A 17,467-nucleotide genomic window follows, 5' to 3' on the forward strand; every position below is an offset into this window, starting at 1 on the left:
AAATTCCCTCCTAATAAGGTCTGGCCTCGCCGAGCTTCTGCTTCATGACCGCATGCGCCTCGACGACCCGTTCGCCTTCCGAAACCTCCGGTACGCCCACGTTCCACCACGACTCGTAGCCGTCCGTATTCGTGCCGGGCAGCACGGCGATCTCGATCAGCGTCGTGACCTTTTCCGCACGGGCGCTCAGCAGCGCTTCGCGAAGCGTCTCGGGGGAATCGGCCTTGTAGGCGGCCGCCCCCAGACTGCGGGCGTGCGCCGCAAAGTCGATCGGCATGTATGCGCCCGTATAGCGGGCGGAAGACGGCTCGCGGTAGCGGAATTCGTTGCCGAAGCCGTCGCTGCCGTGACCGCGCTGCAGATTGTGGATGCATTGGAAGCCGTGGTTGTCGAACAGCAGAATCGTGAACTTGCGTCCCTCCTGCAGGCTGGTGATGAGCTCGGAGTGCAGCATCAGGTAGCTGCCGTCGCCGACGAACGCATACACGTCGCGGTCCGGCGCGGCAAGCGCCGCGCCGAAAGCGCCGCTGACCTCGTAGCCCATGCACGAGAAACCGTATTCGAGATGATAGCCGCCCGGCGTGCCGGTCCGCCACAGCCGCTGCAGGTCGCCGGGCAGGCTGCCGGCCGCGCACACGATGACGGCCTCGTCGCCGAGCGTCTCGTTCACGACGCCGAGCGCGCGGGTCTGCGTCAGGCCGTCCTCGCGCTCCAGCGCGTACAATCGGTCGATCTCGGCGTTCCATAACGCGCGGATATCGGCGATCTCGTTCGCACCGTATGCGGTGCGGTAACCGAGCGCGAACAGACGCTCAAGCAGTACCTCCAGCGCCGCCTTCGCGTCGCCGATCCAGGCCGCGCCCTCCAGCTTGGCGGCGTCCATGCCGCTCACGTTGATGTTGAGAAAAGCGGCACCCTCGCGGGCGAAAGCCGACTTGGAGGCGGTCGTGAAGTCGGAGTAACGCGTGCCGATGCCGATAATCAGGTCCGCTTTCTTCGCGAGCCGGTTCGCCGCGAGCCCGCCCGTCACGCCGATGCCGCCGACGTTCAGCGGATGGCTCCAGGGCAGCGATCCGCGGCCCGCCTGCGTCTCGGCGACCGGAATGCCGAAGGCTTCCGCCAGCGCGGCCAGCGCCTCGGACGCGCCTGAATAGCGGACGCCGCCGCCGGCTATGATGAGCGGACGCTTGGCCTTGGCCGCGAGGCGGATGCAGCGTTCGATCGCCTCGGCAGCGGGCAGGGTGCGGTCGCGGTAATGCACGCGCTTCGCGAAAAAGGCGGCCGGATAATCGTACGCCTCGGCCTGCACGTCCTGCGGCAGCGCGAGTGTCACGGCGCCCGTCTCCGCCGGATCCGTCAGCACGCGCATCGCGTTCAGCGCCGCGCTCATGAGCTGCTCCGGCCGGACGATCCGGTCCCAATAGCGGCTGACCGGCTTGAAGCAGTCCGTGGCGGATACGGTGTAGTCGCCCGGCGCCTCGATCTGCTGCAGCACCGGATCGGGCTGGCGGGACGCGAAGTTGTCGCCCGGCAGCAGCAGCAGCGGGATCCGGTTGACGGTGGCGGTGCCCGCCGCGGTCACCATGTTAAGGGCGCCCGGTCCGATCGAGGATGTACAGGCGTAAATTTGCTTGCGGTTTTTCTGCTTGGCGTACGCTGTCGCGGCATGGGCCATGCCCTGCTCGTTTTTGCCCTGCACGTAGGTCAGGCTGCCCGGACTCCGCTCGAGCGCTTCTCCGATGCCCGTCACGTTACCGTGGCCGAAAATGCCCATGACGCCCGCCACGAACTTCGTCTCAACGCCGTCCTCGCTGATGTACTGCGCGTCCAGAAACCGGAGCAGCGCCTGCGCCATCGTCAGTCGGATCGTTTCCATAAGCCAAGTCCTCCAATCTTTTATTGGGATTAAGCGCTTAATCTAATTGGCGAGAAAAACGGCTGCGAAATGGTTACTACGAACTCGCATCGCCGCAATTCCACACTTTTTTTCGATCTCAAATCTGAGCCTCGGCCAACCCGATTCGTCTAGACTGGATTCGACCGCAGCTTCAGCCGGAAGCGGAACTTCCCCTCTTCCCCGTACCACATCGGGAAGTTGGTGCCCCAGATGTTGTTGTGCAAATTAAAATGCCAGCCGCCGTCAAGCGGCGCGAACGTGCCGTCGAAGCGGAGCAAACGCCGCTCGCCCGGCGCCGCCAGCGCGGCATCCAGCGTCGCGATGTCCGCTTCGCCGTCCGCTCCCCGGTAGCTCACGCCCGTGCCCACGGCATGCAGATTGCGGTTGCCGCCCTGCACAACCTGCAGCGGTGATACCGCACTTCCCATTTTGTCCATCGTCCAGCGGTTCGGATTGCCGGCCTGGAGGCAGCAGCTTAGCCAGCTCGCCTCGGGCAACCGGTTCGCGTCCTTGCCGAACCACTGCAGCGTCAGGCCGATCTCGTCAGCGGCGTTCGTATCGAAGACATAAGACAGCTCCAGCTCCCGTGGCGCGCCGTACACCTCCCATGATTCCTCGGGCATGCGCAGTCGCAGCACGTACCGCTCTCCCGACGCCTCCGCCGCATGCTTGATATCGACCACCGTCGGCCGGAAGGCTCGGTGACTCGGCAGCGGACGAACGAACTCAAAGCCGGGCTTGCCGAAGTCGGCGTCGGCCCACGGATGGGTGAACGGCAGGTTTTGCATATACGTGCGGAAATAGTGACCGTAGCTGTCGGTACCGAACGTCTCGTACACGTAGCCGCCGACGCCGCCTTCGGCGCTCCATTGCTTGCCGTTGCCGTCCGCCAGATGCGAGAGCGAGCCGTCGTCCGCGAACGCCAGCTCAAAGCCGCCGCTCTTGTAACGCTCGTGCGTTCGCCGCTCGGCGAATCCGGCCGTATCCGTGCGGCGCGGCTCCAGTTCGGCGAGCGCGGCCTGCGCTTCATTCCGCAGCTCCGTCGGGAGCGCTCCGACCGCTTGCTCCGCATACGCGCGCTGCTCCGCCCAGGAGCGCTCGATCATGGCATACGACCGGACGCTCTCCTCCCCCTCGAACAGCCCCGCCGAATGCTTGTCGAATTCATCCATGGCGAACGCGCCGATGTAGGCGAACTTCGCGGGCTGGTCGTGCGGATCGACGATGTCTCGGCGGCGCGCCTCCATGAAGTCGGCCTTGGCATAGTTGCGGAAGTCCGGCAGCCACTTTTTCACGTCGAGCCCCCACGTATGCTCCGCGGTGAGCAGCAGCGCCTCGTTCAGCGCGAGGCCGGCATCTTCGTCCGCCCGCAACCGGCCGTTCGCCAGCCATTCGCTCCGCAACCGCTGCAGCGCCCGCAGCCGGGCGAGCTTAAGCGGATCGGTGCCCGCGCCGTGAATCCAGGTGTCCCCGATCTCCTCGCGGACGACCGGCAGCCTGTCGCGTACCGTCTCCAGCCGCAGCGCGAAGGCGTCCATCGTCGAAGCCTGCACCTGCGCGCCCGGGTAACGACGTTCGATGTCCTTGAACTGCTGACGGATCTCCTCCGCTTCGGGAGGGCCGCAGTTGTCGCCGGTATGGGCGAACAGCAGCGCGTCGCCGAGCCCCTCGACCTCCACCGCTTCTCCGTAATTGCCGGCGTAATTGACGATGATCTCCGATCCGTCGTCGGCCTGCCAGCGGAACAGGCGCGGCACGTCCGGCCGCTTGGACGCCGGATTGACGCCGAGGTGCAGGTAACGCAGCCCCGACCGTGCCATCAGCGGCACCATGCCGATCGTGTGGCCTGGGACGTCCGTCATCTTCGCCGCGACGGTCCCCTTGCCGTACCGTGCGTCTAGCTCACGGCCGATTGCAAGGCCGGCTTCGAACAGCCCCGCGTCCATCAATTCCGTATGCGTCGTAAACGGCAAGCCGTGCCAGGCGATATGACCGGCCGCGATCGCGCGCTCCATGCGCGCCTTGTCCTCGGGCTGCGCCTCGTCCAGATAGCGGCCGATAAGCCAGGAGCCGGTCGTCCATACGAACCGCTCGGCGCCGCCCTCTTGCTCTAGCCGCTCGGCCAGCGCGATCGCCTTGGGTATATAGTCGTCCATGTACTGCCGGACCACCTGCTCCGCCAGATGGGTAAAGCCGATATCCAGATGCGTTTTGAAAATGACGTGCACGCGTTCGATTGGCGTCACCGTCGCATTCCCCCTGCAACCGTTTTATTCATTTCTACTTTAATCGAAAATCCGAAATGGGTAAAGCGCTTAACCCAAATTGAAAAAATTTTTACCATACAATTTTTCATTATCTATACTTCTTGGTAACTTCGCCCCGCCATAGCGGAAAATTGTTCCGCTATCCGCTCCCGCGGAGTACCTTCGCTCCGCCATAGCGGCAAAAAGGGCCGCAATAAAGCAAGCGCGAAAAGCTGGCCCTGCCCGAATGCCCGCCTAGGCCATGCATCGCCGGCCAGCAGGCAAAAGCCAGTTACCTTCAAGCCCCGGAATCCGTCGCCGCCGTCGACTCGCGCACGACGAGCTCCGGCTGCATGACGATCCGTTGGGGAACGAGGCTATCACTCTCTTGCCCGCCCCCGATCAGCAGCTCAAAAGCCAACTTCACCATCTGCCCGATCGGCTGGGCGATCGTCGTCAGCAGCGGGTTGGTCGCCGTCGATAGCAGCGTGTTGTCGTAACCGATGACAGACAGCTCGGTTGGCACGGAGATACCGGCTTCCCGGGCCGCTTGAAGCGCCCCGACCGCGAGCAGCTCGTTGCTGCAAAACAACGCCGTCGGCCGATCGACGCGCCGCAGCAGATCGAGCGTGGCGCGTTTGCCGTCCTCGATGCTGGAGGCGCAGGGCTGGATGTCGCAGTCTTCGAGACGAACACCCGCCTCGAATAGCGAGAAACGGAAGCCCCGCACCCGCTCTTGGCTGCTGCTTACCTTCAAGTCCTCGGCAAGCACTGCCATCCTGCGATGACCGAGCCCGAGCAGATGTGCGGCGGCAAGCGATGCGCCACGAAAGTCGTCGGTGGCGACGCCGCTGACCGGCAAGCCCTGCACTTCGCGGGCGATCGTCACTGTCGGCAGCGGCTTCTCGGCGAGCTGCGCCAAAATATCGGCGCCGCCCCCGGTGCCGATGAGAATTCCGTCGACGCTTTTCTGCTCCAGCAGCCGAATATAGGCCAGAACGCGTTCGTCCTGATTGTCCGTGCTGCACGTAATGACGCTGTACCCCGCCGAATGGGCGATGTCCTCGACCGCCCGCGCGATTTCCGCGAAAAACGGGTTGGCGACGTCCGGGATGAGCAGTCCGAGCGTGTACGTCTTTTTGCCCGTCAGCGCGGAAGCGATGACGCTCGGCTGATAATTCAACCGTTCCATCACCTGAAGGATTTCTTCTCTTTTTTTCTTGCCGATCTTGCCTTTGCCGTTGATGGCGTTGGAGACCGAGGCGATCGACACGCCCGCCTCCCTGGCGACATCGTATATGGTAGTCGGTTTCATAGACGCAGCTCCACTTCGGTCGAATCGGAAAACGCGCTTGCCGCGCGCCTAGAGCTATTATCCGATGTTAGGACCGGCATTGCAATCGGAGCCGAATCTCACTCCAGGTTCGTGATTCCACGTCGCTTTACACAAACGCCTCACCGAGGTTGGACGTCAGCTCTACTCTCACATCCGTCACCACGTTGTGGACACCCACTCAGTTTCACATCAGCCGCTCCATTGTGGACATCCACTCTACTTCTGACTCCGCCGCTCCGCCGTGGACAGTCTTTCAACTTTCACATCAACCGCTCCGTTGTGACCACCCGCTCTACTCCTCATCCGCCACGACAGAAATAATTGCATTTGAACATTTATTTTTCCTGCGCAGCGGAAGTTATTCTCGATAAGTGTCAAAGAGCAGTTATTTTGAATACTTTTGACGCAAAATGCCGGTTTGGGTTGAATTAGATGCCTTTTGACAGCTATCGACCTAAAAAAGGCCATTCTAGTTGAAAATAAATGCCTTTTAGCAACTATCGCTCGGCAACACGGCACCCATGCCAGTCCCGTCTACGCTTCCGAAACGAAAAACAGATTGTCCCGAACGTCCGTATCCGCGCATTCGTTCATACGAACCGTCTGCTCGAACAAGCCGAAGCCGCCGCCCGATACCGCCGCCACCTGAATCTCGTTGTCCGCAAAAGAAACGTCTGCCGCTCCCTTTGCCTTCAGCACCAAGGCCTCCCGCGTCTCGAAGCGATTGCCTTCGATACGAATATGGCGATGCACCGGCCGCGCCGCGTCAGGCGCGTCGACCGCCGGCGTGATGGCGATCACCGGAAATTCGGCGTCGCCGCATTCGACGAACCGGTTGTTCCGGATCGTCAGGTCGTGCACCGGGCCGGACTCGAACCACGACGAGGCATCCCCTTCGATCAGGATGGCGTTCATTCGCATCCGCTCGAACGTGTTGCCCTCGATGACGACCTTGCGGCGCGTCGTGATCAGAATGCCGCGCGTCGGAATGCGGACGAAACGGTTGCCGGCAATGCGCACCTCCGGCGTCCAGGTTACGTTCTCGACGACATCTCCCGGCTCGCAATCCTCCGCTGCCGGCGCAGGTTTCTCCAACGTCAGCCGCAGCGTGCGGTCGTCGATCTTTTCTACCGAACGTACCCTGCCGGTTCTGAACGACGTCAAAGAACTGCGCCTCGCGAACTCGATCTCATCTCCCGCCCGGAAAGCTTCGAAGCCATAGCTTTGCGGATGCATAAACCGCACCTCGACCACGCCCGCCGAAGGCCGGCCCACGATTTGCAAATACGTGCCGTGGATGTTGATCGCATCGTCGTGAGCGCCGGCGAACCGGGAGTCCGCAATCTCGATCCGGCCCCGGCAGCCCATCAGATGGATACAGTCCGCAAAAGCAGCGACGGTCCTGCCCGTCTCCGGACGCGGTGCCAGCTCCATGCGCACAAAAGATAAGTTCTCACTGTACTGTCCCACGATGCCGAGCCCGTGCATGAAGTGCATCCCTACGTCCTCCATGACGATGTCGCGGCTGTCCAGCAGGAAGGCCCCGACCTGGTCGCGGATGCCGTCGCGGAATTGCAGCACATAACCGGCCTCAATTCCCGCCAGCGCCTCTACCGCAGAACTGTCCTCGCCGAAGCTCAGCTGTACTCGTCGCGATCCGATCAGCTCCGCCGTCGCCGCCGCCTCGACCGGATTATCGATGCGCCAGGTCGTATCGCTCGCAGGATCGTATGCCTGCACCGGTCCCTCGTGGAAGCGCCAGCCTTCGCCGATCCAGACCAACTTGCCGCTCTCTACCATGCAGCGGGAATCCGGATGAACCTCAAGCTCCAGCCAGTCGCCGCCGACGCCGGTCACCTTCGCTTCCGTCACCGTCGGCTCCGCGTAGTCCATGCGCAAATTGCGAATCGTTACCCGTTCGCATCCGTCGAGCGCGAGCATCGTCTGCTTGCCATGAAAAACGAATAGCGCCCCCTGTCCGTCCAGCGTCAGATCGCGCACACCTTTCATATAAATGCCGATCGTCTTCGTGATATCCGGATTCTCCGTCTCACTGGCCGTATTCGTGATGAAATAAGGCACGCGTGCGGCTTTCTCGGCATAAAAATCGTACCGGCCCGGCCCGCATATCAGCAGCACAGGTCCCCCTGCGCTTGCTGCCGCCGCGATCGCCCGTCGCATCGCGTCCGTCGTATCGTCACCGGAATCCGGCCGTGCGCCGAAGTCCTCAAGCCGCCAGAACGTCTGTCTCGCGCTCGCCTGTTGTTTCGTTTCGCGCATGCTGCTCCCCCTACTCTCGCTCCTGCTTCTGCTCCATCCGTCTCTCGCTATTTCCCGCTTCAGCTTCCGCCAACCTGCCAGCACTCCCGCAGCCAGCTCTGGCCTTCCGCTCTTCACGCACATACAAGGAAATGCCCGGCCGGCTACCCGGCAGGCATTCCCTTAGGCTTCTCTTGCACTCCTCAAGCTTTTCGCTTTTCAAGCTTTCACTCAAGCATCACTTAAGCCCTCACTCAAGCTTCCCCTCAACCTTCTACTTCCCCTGCTTCGCCATCTCCGCCGTCACTTCCGAGATCGCCTGCTGCAGCCCCTTGCCATCGTACCCCTTGACGATGTCGTGCCACATCGCGACCGGGTCGTCCTTGCTCAGGATCATGCGGGTGAAGTCGTCGTCGAAGTTGATGGCCGACAGCTTATCCTTGGCCGGCGTGGACATCGTGAAAATCTCGAACGCCGTCGGGATCGGCTTGGCATTCTGCATTTGCCAGTTCAGCTCGTCCTGGACGAATTGTACCACGTCGTCGCCCTTCGCGGCCCGGTTGATCGGCGAATCCTCGATCGCGCTCACGTTGCGCCACATCGCCAGCTGCGAGATGATGTCCATCGACGGATATTCCTTTTTCAGATCGATGTACGAATCGCCGTCCTTCGGACGCGTGATCGTGTATTGATCGCCGCTCTTGGTGAAGTCCTTGCCTTCGATGCCGTAGTCGAACATTTCCTTGCCTTCCGGAGAAAGCAGCCAGTCGTAGATGCGCAGAATGCGGTCCAGCTTCTTGTCGTCGACGTCGGCGTTGATCATCGTTTCGGACCACCAGGAGTTGGTCGTGTGGCGGTAGATCGTACCGTCGGCCGCCGGCCACAGGTGAAGCACCTTCACGTGGTCGAAGAAGTTCTGACCGGGGTTGTTTTTCTCCCACTCGGCCTTGATGCCCGTCGAGCCGCTCGCCGAATCGACGTTAAACGCCAGCGCGCCCGCTTTGTTCTGATAGAACTTCTGGTTGGCCTCGCCGGCTTTCTCGACCGCGAAGTCCTTGTCGAGCGCGCCGTCCGTGTACATCTTGCGGGCTTGCACGACGACGTTGTCCATTTGCTTGGACGCGTAGAACGGGATCCACTTGCCGTCTTCCTTCAGCCAGCTTTGGTTGCCGAATTGCGGGAAGGTCGGGACGAACACCGACTTGAAATAGCCCAGCGTATTCATGACGATGCCGGTGGTGTCCTGCTTGTTGTTGCCGTCCGGGTCCTTGGTGGCGAACGCGGTCAGCATCGCTTCGAACTCGTCGAACGTCTTGGGATCCTGAATGCCCAGCTTCTCCATCCAGTCCTTGCGGACGTAGATCGCGCGGTCCACGGCCCACAGGTCGGTGTTCGGATACGTCATGCGCGGTATCGCGTACAGCTTACCTTCGCGGTAGATACCTTGCACCTCCGGCGCTTTGGCGACCTTCTCGACGTTCGGATAAGCGCTCAGATCGGCCGGCAGCGCATGGACGAGTCCTTGCTTGACCCATTCGTTATACGTGGCGGGATTGTCGTTCGTGATGCTGTTGGTGATGATGTCGGGCAGCTGTCCGGCCGCGGCCCATACCTGCGCTTTTTCCTTGTAGTTGTCCCAGCCGATGTCCATCGGCTTCAAGGTGACGTTGAAGTCTTTCTCCAGCTTCTGCAGCATCTCGTCATGCTTCTCGAAGCCGACGCCGATGCCCCACCAGGAGACGGACAGGTCCAGGTGCTCCGCGTACGGATTGGCGTCCCCCGCAGGGGAAGCCGAGGCGGAAGACGCTGCTTGCGAAGAAGCGGCGGCCGGCGCGGAGGACGAAGCCTGTTCTTTGTTCGAATCGTTGCCGCAGCCCGCAAGCACGGTAGCCAGCATGACGGCGGATAGTCCAGCAGAACCCAGAAGCTTCGCTTTTTTCATGTGTGTAGTCCCCTTCGATATTTTTATAATAAAAGCTTGTCGCTCTTACTATCCCTTGATCGAGCCGATCAGCACGCCTTTGGCGAAATATCGCTGCATGAACGGGTACAGGCAGACGATCGGCAGCGCGCTGACGACGAGCACCGCCATCTTGAGCATCTCCGGATACAGGCCCGAATCCTGGAAACGGACGCTGGTCGTAATGCCGGACAGCACCTGCGCATAGTTCGTGAGCAGCTCCCGCAGCAGCGCCTGCAGCGGCAGCAGGTTCACGTCGGTCATGAACAGGACGCCGTACCACCACTCGTTCCACCGGTCTACCGCGTAGAAGAGCGCGATCGTCGCGATCATCGGCTTGGAGACGGGAAGCGCGATCTTGTAGAACACCTGGATATCGTTCGCGCCGTCGATCTTCGCGGACTCCTCGAGGCCGGCCGGCAGCGTGCGGAAAAAGGCGATGCAGATCATCAGGTAAAACGTATTGACCGCGACGGGCAGCACCATGACGAACAGATTGTTGATGAGATGCAGGTTTTTCATCGTCAGGTAGAACGGGATGAGGCCGCCGTTGAAAAACATCGTGAAGATGATACCCGACATGACGATGCCTCTTCCCGGGTACCCCTTCTTCGACAGCACGTAGGCGCCCGTCAGCGTGACGATCAGGTTGACCGACGTGCCGACGACCGTCACGAACAAAGTGACGAGAAAGGCCTTCAGAAAGCGCGGCTCCTGGAAGATGTAGCTGTATGCCGTCGTCTTGAACGTCGTGGGAATCAGGTAGACGACCTGCTTGGACACGGCCGCCGAATCGCTGAACGACATGATCAGGACGTTGTAAAACGGGAACAGCGTGCCGATCGTCAGCAGGATCAAAACGGCGTGGATGGCGATGTCCGCCCAGCTTCGCTTCCTGTGGCGAAGCGAGGCCGGCGCCGGGTTGGCGTTCGCTTTTCTCTCGATCGTCGTCTCCATCTAGACCAGCCCCTCTCCGCCGAGTTTTTTGACCATGTAGTTGGCGCCGTACAGCAGGGCAAAGTTGAGCACGGCCTTGAACAGTCCGACCGCCGTCGTCACCCCGAAGCTCGAGCCGTCCGAGAAGGCCGCCCGGTACACGTAGGTGTCGATAATATCTCCCGTCGCATAGACGCCGGGGTTGTACAGATTGAAGATCTGATCAAACCCGCCGTTCATCGCGTTGCCGACGGCCAGAATGAGCAGGATCGCGGCCGTGCCGCGGATCGAAGGCCAGGTGATCGCCCGCAGCTGCTGCCAGCGTCCGGCGCCGTCGACGCGCGCGGCCTCGTACAGCTCGGGATTGATGCCCGCGATGGCCGCCAGGTAGATGATCGCGCTCCAGCCGATCTCTTTCCAGATGTTCGAGAGGAAGATGATCGGCCGGAACAATCCCGGGTCGGTCAGGAACGTCTGCTTGCCGAAGCCCAGCGCCGCGATGATCTGATTCAGTACCCCGTCGTTGCTCAGAAAGTTGAACATAATGCCGCTTACGATGACCCACGAGATAAAGTGCGGGAACGTGTACACGGTCTGGTAAAACTTTTTCAGCTTCTGCCGGACGACCTCGTTGATCAGCAGCGCGAGCGCGATGGCCGCCGGAAATTCCAGCACGATCCGTCCGACGCTGATGATGATCGTATTGCGGAACGCCCGCCAGAACTCGCTCTGCTTGACCAGCTCCTCGAAGTTGCTCATGCCGACCCACGGGCTGCGAAGAATCCCTTCCCGGATGTGGTATTCCTTGAATGCCAGCAGAACGCCGTACATCGGAAAGTATTGGAACAGCACGTAGAACAGCACGGTCGGAAGGAGCAGGATGTACAAATAGCGGCTCTTGTAGATTTCCTTCCCTAATCTTTTTTCCATTGCGTACCTCCCGTAAGCGCTGCCATTGCTCTGGGACCTATTATCCCTCTCGGCGGCGGCATGCGGTATGCACGGGATTTATGGAATTGCCTGCAATCTGAAAGCGTTCGCAGGAAAAGAAAAAACCTTCGGCGAAGGTTTTCTAAAATACGTCCATAGAGGTTCTAAAAATAATACATAGCCAAACGGGACCGGTTCTGCGGGTCTTGTCGGATCCCTATCGCGACTCCCTGTATTGCGAAGGCGTCTTACCCGTTAGCTTCTTGAACAGCCGGGTGAAATAAAAGTAGTCCTGGTAGCCTATCCTGGCCGCGATCTCTTGCACGGAATCGTCTCCCTCCCGCAGCAGCTCGCAGGCGTTGCCGATTCGCAGTCTGGCCACGTAGGCGGTGAACGTTTCGCCCGTTTCTTTTTTGAACAATTGGCTAATATAGCTCGGGTTCATGAAAAACTGCTCGGACAGCCCCTGCAACGACAGATTCTCCCGGAAGTGCTGGGTCACGTAGTGCAGGATTGCGTTAAATGTCAGGTTACGCGTCTCCGGCACCGGCGCGTCGCTCTGCCTGAGATAGCGGGACGAGACGGACGCGAGTCCCTCGAGCATCGCATGCACGTCGGCGAAGACTTGCGCGAGCTGCTCATAGCTATAAAGCGCAGTCTCGGTCCGGCCCAGCTTGAACAGGAAGGAATTCGTCATGTTATAAACTTGAAAAGCGTGCCGTATAGACAGGCCGCCTTCCCGGAAAAGCGATCCGATGCGCGCGAACGATTCCGATAGCGCCTGTCCATTTTTGTCCTCGACCGCCTTGCCGACGTCCAGCATGCAAGCGTTCAGCGTCTCCTCCTGCCAGCGCCGAGGCCCGTAAACGCCGCTCCGTCCCGTAATGAAACGCTGATGCGCCGCGATGTCCGCTTCCGCGATAGCGTCACGGATCTCCCGCCAGTCTGTGACCGGACGGCCGATGCCGATGCCAGTCACGCCTTCATGCATGCCGGTCTCCCAACCTTCGCGGGCGGCCTGTACGTCCTGAGCGCCGGCCAGATAGGCCGTCTTGGATACGCCCGTCTTCAGCCGGAAGGCGGCGCCCCCGAGTCCCGGCGGCTCTCCCCCGCCGATCGCGACGACCGGCACGACGCCGGCGGCGATGCGCGCCGCGAGCCCCCGTTCCCGCAGCTCGCCGAGCAGCCGGTCCGCGACCGCCGGATCGGGCTCGTCGAGGAGCCGGAGCAGCGTTTCGGCCGGATCCGCGCCTCGCGCGTCAAGCTTGGCCGCCAGCTTCACGAGCACGCCCGCGATCTCGATCTCGTCGAACGGCTTGAGGCAGTAAGCCGCCGCCCCATAGGCAAGCGCCTTCTGGGCGTACGCGAACTCCGCGTAGCCGCTGACGACGACGAACTGGATCGGCTCCGGCAGCTCCCTCCCCCTGCGGATGAGCTCCAGCCCGTTCATTTCCGGCATCCGGATATCGGTGAACACGACGTCCGGCCGCAGCCTGCCGATGGCCGCAAGCGCCTCTTCTCCGCTGGCAGCCTGTCCGGCCACGTTAAAGCCGTATCGCTCCCAGTCGACCAGATCCTTCAGACTCTCCACGACCCAGCTCTCGTCGTCGACGAGCAGCACCTTATGCATCCGAATCCCTCCTCTCGCGGGCAAACCGCAGCCTGATATGCGTCCCCCATTCCGGCGAGCTGTCGATCGACAGGCCGGACGGCTGACCGAACGTCAGCGCGAGACGGTTGTTCACGTTGACCAGTCCGATGCTGCGGGGCTCGTCCGCCTCCGGCCCGGACGCGGGATTCTGCAGCATCCGCCGCAGCTCCTCGAGCCGCTCCGGCGGCATTCCGACGCCGTCGTCCCGCACGTCGACGACGAGATCGCCCGAATCGTCGATCTCCCCTGCAATCTCCAGTACGCAGTGCCGCAGCGTCGGCTCGACGCCGTGATAGATCGCGTTCTCCACGAGCGGCTGCAGGATCATCTTGGGCACGACGCATTCGGATGCCGCCTCCGTGATCCGGTAGCGCACCGTAAAGCGGTCCGCGAACCGGATCTGCTGGATGCACATGTATGCCTCCACGATCCGGATCTCCTCGGACAGCGGGACGGCGTCCGCGCCTTTGACGCTGTACCGGAAGATGCTGGACAGCGCGCGGGTCATCGTCTTAATGTTGCCCTGGCCGTTCACGGCCGCGATGCCGGTAATCGCCTCAAGCGTATTGTACAAAAAGTGGGGATTGATCTGGCTGCGGAGAAAGGCGAGCTCCGACTTTTTGCGCTCGAGCTCGGTCCCGTACAGCCTGGCGTTCGTCTCCAGCAGACGCTGCGTCAGATGCTCGATCTCGTCCAGCATGTCGTTGAACGCGGCAGCCATGATGCTGATCTCCATGTAGCCCTTGAGCGAGATGCGCTTCCTGAACTTCAGGCTGTCGCCGCCGCTCGCTGCCGTCGTCATGAAAAAAATCATTTTCTTGAGCGGCCGCAAAATGTTGTTGACGATGAACATGAGCGGAATGGCCAGCACGAGCAGTCCGATCGACAGAATGATCAGCTCCTGCTTGCGGATATCGAGAAGCTCCCGCAGCAGCGCATCCTTGGGCGCGGCGCTTAAGATAACGGCGTCGACGCCAGGCAGGCTCTCGGTCTGGACGACATATTGCTTGCCCTGCCATTTCAACGACTGGATCCCGTTCTGTCTCAGCCGGTCGGTCAGATCGGAGAGCCGGCTGCCGGTCTCCCGCTCGGTGTTGCTTGCGATAATCTTGTACGAGCGGTCGAGCAGGTAGATCTGAGTGTTCGTCTGCTTGAGCGTATAATCCTGCTCGCCCGCGAGCGACGCCGGATCGACGATAAAATACAGCGTGCCCACTCGCGTATTGAACAGCTCGCCTTGCTGCACATAATAGATCGTGGTGGCGAAAACAAGCCCTTGTCCCGACCCGTACAGCGTGCCGAACTGCCGCATGTCCACGTAATAGGCGTTCGACTTGCCGGGCAGCCGGGCGTTCAAATCGGCTACATAGCGGCTGCCGCCGTTGATGTCGATCGAGGCGCCGTTGTCGCCGGACACGACGATGTCGAGGATGCCGTCCTTGAGCTCTCTCTGACTGGTGAGCAGCCGGCTGATTTCTTTGAACATCTCGTAGCGCCGCAGCTCGTTTTTCTCCACGAGGAAGCTCTGGACGTCGGCATTGTACGAAATCGTCTGCATCAGGCGGAAAAGAACGTCCCGGTTGGAGGCGACGTTCTTCTTGATCTCAGCGACCGTCTGCTTGACGTACGTCTCGTGGTTGCGGGTGATCATCCCGGACATCGTCGTATACGTATGCAAAATGATTACCAAAATAACGAGGATGGCCGATCCGGCCAGGATGAACAGCTGCGAGCGGATCGACAGTCTTCTCAGGAAGGCCACGCGGTCTCATCCCCACCGTTAGAATGACTGCAAGTACGGCCTATTATCAGGCTGCGGCACGCCTTCGTCAAGCTAGAGGAAAAAGCAAAGGCAGGCGGGCTCCGAGCGAATCGGAACCGGCCTGCCTATCATCGCGCCTCTCGCGCTTAGTCGTCCTCGTCGTCCATCGCCGCGCGCATTTGCGCTTCCCACTCCGCGCGCCGGCGTTCCTCCAGGTATTCCTGCGACATGCGGTCTCGCTCGCGCCCTTTTTCCTTGAGCCGCTCGATGCCCGGCTGGATGAGCAGGTCCACCTCGGCCTGCACGACGGCGGACAGGTCGTAACGCTGCTGCGACTCGAGGTACCCGCCCACTTCCATCAGCGCGTTGTACCGGTCAAGCTCGTCCCGCGTCAGCAGCCCGCGCACCTGCACGCTGCAGTGCCGCATTAGAGAAACTTGCCCTTGCGGAGCACGAGCGGGATGCCGCCGATAATGAACAGGTAGCGAAGGTCGATCAGCTTCTTGATCCAGGCTGCCGTGCGGCCCTTGTATTTCTTGCCGAACGCCATCCCGATCGCCTCGCCCTTGCCCAGCGAAGCCACCGTGCCTTTGTTGCTGAATACGAAAGGCCGCAGCGACTGATTGCGGATCGAAGCGACGAGGTTGTGGGCGCAGTTGACGCCCTGCTGCATCGCGATCTGTGCCGTAGGCGGGTATGGACGCCCCTCCGGATTGAACATCAGCGAGTTGTCGCCGAGCACGTAGATGTTCTCATGGCCCGGCGCGCGCAAATACTCGTCGACCTTGACGCGTCCGCGCATCGTCTCGAAGCCGGCTTCCTCGATCAGCCGGTTGCCCCGGACGCCGCCGGACCAGATGACCGTCTGCGACTTGATCTCTTCGCCTTCGCCGACGATGACGCCGTCCGCCGTGCACTCCTTGATCGCGGTGCCGATGCGGAAGGTGACGCCCTTCTTGCGGAGCACCTCCATCGCGTACTCCACCAGCTCGGGATCGAAGCCAGGCAGCGCTGTCGGTGCCGCTTCGACATTGATGATCTTGACGAGCGAGCGGTCCACGTCGAACTGCTTGCACAGATCAGGCACGCGGTCGGCCAGCTCGCCGATGAACTCGATCCCGGTGAAGCCCGCGCCGCCCACGACGAACGTCAGATAGTCCGTGCGGTGCGGTTCGCGCTTGTAGCGGGCGAACTGGTATTCGATATGCTCGCGGATGAGACGGACCGAGTTGATGCTGCGGATCGTGAAGGCATTCTCCGCCATCCCCGGAATGCCGAACGTCTCGGACTCGCCGCCCAGCGCGATAATCAGATAATCGTAGGATAATGTACCGTCCTCCAGAATGACCTTGCGGTCCTGCGGACGAATCTGCACGACGGTCGACTTGACGAAGTCGATCTTGAACTCGTCGATGAGCTTGGAGATGCTCACGCGCGCGTTGTCCGGGTGATCCGTACCCGCTGCAGGCATATGGAGATGCGTCGTAATATAGTGATAATCATGCTTATTGACGAGTGTCACGTCAGCTTCATTATAATTAAGCTCTTTTTGGAGACGCAGCGACGTCAGAACGCCGCCGTACCCCGCGCCTAGGATGACGATTTTGGGTATACTGCTCATGGGATCCCATCCAATCCAGTTTGGTGTTCAACATGTGAAAAAATCCACAATGAAGATAGGCATATTTGTCTCTTTGCCTCAAAAGAATCATATCGGCTTTACCCTTCTATTTCAAGGTTCATTGTTACAAAATCGTTTGGACTTCTCCACAAATTTACCCTGTTCCGCCTGGCTTTATCCTGATTGCATCCCGCTTGGGGACACGGCTTGTTCGGGGACGTGCCTGACCCGGAATTGTCGTAAGTCCATGAAGAAACGGAGGGACTGCAAGGGAGTCCGGCATCGGCCGCTCCCGCGGATGTCGCCATCGTCGGCGGTTGGCGATATTGCGACTTTTCCGGGCAAACTAAAGCTCGTTGCAGGGGTTCTAAACGCATCGAATCGCGCATTTATAATAAAGAAGGCATCCCTGCCCTCGGCCGGAACGGCCGAAAAGCGAGGATGCCTTCATCCATATGATCGGGACGCGCGCGACTATTTCGCAAGCCGCTCTTCCTTAATGGGCAGTTGTCTGCGCCGGATCTCGGCGTGCAGCAGATGTACGAATTCCCTTTCCAGCTTCAAGCGGACGGCATGTTGGTAAGCTTCCAATAGCAGCTCATCCGACAACAACGGCAACATGGCCTACACCCTTTCTTAAGCAGGCTATTCTGACGAGGATCCCGCTCTGCGAGCTCTTCGTGATGGCATCATAGCATGCTCCTCAACTGAGGGACAAGCGCCTCGCTATCCACACCAAGCTGTGTACAAGATGTGATTATTTTGTTGAAAAAACCCGTTTTCCGCGTTCAACCGGAGAGAATATTGTGGATGAACTTATCCACAGGCAAAATACTGTTTTTTCCATAAAAATAATTCATAGCGAAATT

The 17,467-nt window shown here is 60.6% G+C and carries 12 protein-coding genes; all 12 read right to left on the reverse strand.

Annotated elements, in window-relative coordinates; genetic code table 11:
* Nucleotides 1-10 precede the first annotated feature (10 nt).
* The 12 genes from iolD to sda all read right to left on the reverse strand — a co-directional run bounded on the left by iolD (nucleotide 11) and on the right by sda (nucleotide 17,219).
* Nucleotides 11-1,876 carry a 3D-(3,5/4)-trihydroxycyclohexane-1,2-dione acylhydrolase (decyclizing) gene (gene iolD / locus ACFSR7_RS03560; protein ID WP_378159147.1) on the reverse strand — a complete coding sequence of 622 codons (1,866 nt, stop codon included), beginning with the start codon at nucleotides 1,874-1,876 and terminating at the stop codon, nucleotides 11-13.
* Nucleotides 1,877-2,025: 149 nt separating this feature from the next.
* Nucleotides 2,026-4,143: a DUF5054 domain-containing protein gene (locus tag ACFSR7_RS03565; RefSeq protein WP_378159148.1), complete on the reverse strand. Its 2,118-nt coding sequence runs from the start codon at nucleotides 4,141-4,143 to the stop codon at nucleotides 2,026-2,028.
* A gap of 298 nt (nucleotides 4,144-4,441) precedes the next feature.
* Entirely contained in the window at nucleotides 4,442-5,458 is a 1,017-nt protein-coding gene (locus tag ACFSR7_RS03570; RefSeq protein WP_378159150.1) for a LacI family DNA-binding transcriptional regulator, read from the reverse strand.
* A 555-nt stretch (nucleotides 5,459-6,013) separates the two neighbouring features.
* Nucleotides 6,014-7,759 carry a right-handed parallel beta-helix repeat-containing protein gene (locus ACFSR7_RS03575; RefSeq protein ID WP_378159152.1) on the reverse strand — a complete coding sequence of 582 codons (1,746 nt, stop codon included), beginning with the start codon at nucleotides 7,757-7,759 and terminating at the stop codon, nucleotides 6,014-6,016.
* A 253-nt stretch (nucleotides 7,760-8,012) separates the two neighbouring features.
* Entirely contained in the window at nucleotides 8,013-9,680 is a 1,668-nt protein-coding gene (locus ACFSR7_RS03580; protein WP_378159154.1) for an extracellular solute-binding protein, read from the reverse strand.
* A 48-nt stretch (nucleotides 9,681-9,728) separates the two neighbouring features.
* Nucleotides 9,729-10,655 (reverse strand): carbohydrate ABC transporter permease, encoded by a 927-nt coding sequence (locus tag ACFSR7_RS03585; RefSeq protein ID WP_378159156.1) that lies wholly within the window; start codon nucleotides 10,653-10,655, stop codon nucleotides 9,729-9,731.
* Entirely contained in the window at nucleotides 10,656-11,564 is a 909-nt protein-coding gene (locus tag ACFSR7_RS03590) for an ABC transporter permease (protein ID WP_378159158.1), read from the reverse strand.
* 217 nt (nucleotides 11,565-11,781) lie between these two features.
* Entirely contained in the window at nucleotides 11,782-13,194 is a 1,413-nt protein-coding gene (locus ACFSR7_RS03595) for a response regulator transcription factor (protein WP_378159160.1), read from the reverse strand.
* Complete coding sequence (locus ACFSR7_RS03600; RefSeq protein ID WP_378159162.1) at nucleotides 13,187-14,977, reverse strand: sensor histidine kinase; 1,791 nt, start codon at nucleotides 14,975-14,977, stop codon at nucleotides 13,187-13,189. The genes ACFSR7_RS03595 and ACFSR7_RS03600 overlap by 8 nt, the downstream gene beginning before the upstream one ends.
* Nucleotides 14,978-15,123: 146 nt before the next feature.
* On the reverse strand, nucleotides 15,124-15,405 hold the full coding sequence (locus tag ACFSR7_RS03605) for a hypothetical protein (protein WP_282907294.1): 282 nt from the start codon (nucleotides 15,403-15,405) through the stop codon (nucleotides 15,124-15,126).
* Nucleotides 15,405-16,598 carry an NAD(P)/FAD-dependent oxidoreductase gene (locus tag ACFSR7_RS03610; RefSeq protein WP_282907293.1) on the reverse strand — a complete coding sequence of 398 codons (1,194 nt, stop codon included), beginning with the start codon at nucleotides 16,596-16,598 and terminating at the stop codon, nucleotides 15,405-15,407. Before ACFSR7_RS03610 ends, ACFSR7_RS03605 begins: the two co-directional genes overlap by 1 nt.
* 474 nt (nucleotides 16,599-17,072) lie before the next feature.
* Complete coding sequence (sda, locus tag ACFSR7_RS03615; protein ID WP_090110608.1) at nucleotides 17,073-17,219, reverse strand: sporulation histidine kinase inhibitor Sda; 147 nt, start codon at nucleotides 17,217-17,219, stop codon at nucleotides 17,073-17,075.
* Nucleotides 17,220-17,467 lie beyond the last annotated feature (248 nt).

The sequence above is a fragment of the Cohnella sp. GCM10020058 genome (assembly GCF_042683485.1).
GTDB lineage: Bacteria > Bacillota > Bacilli > Paenibacillales > Paenibacillaceae > Cohnella.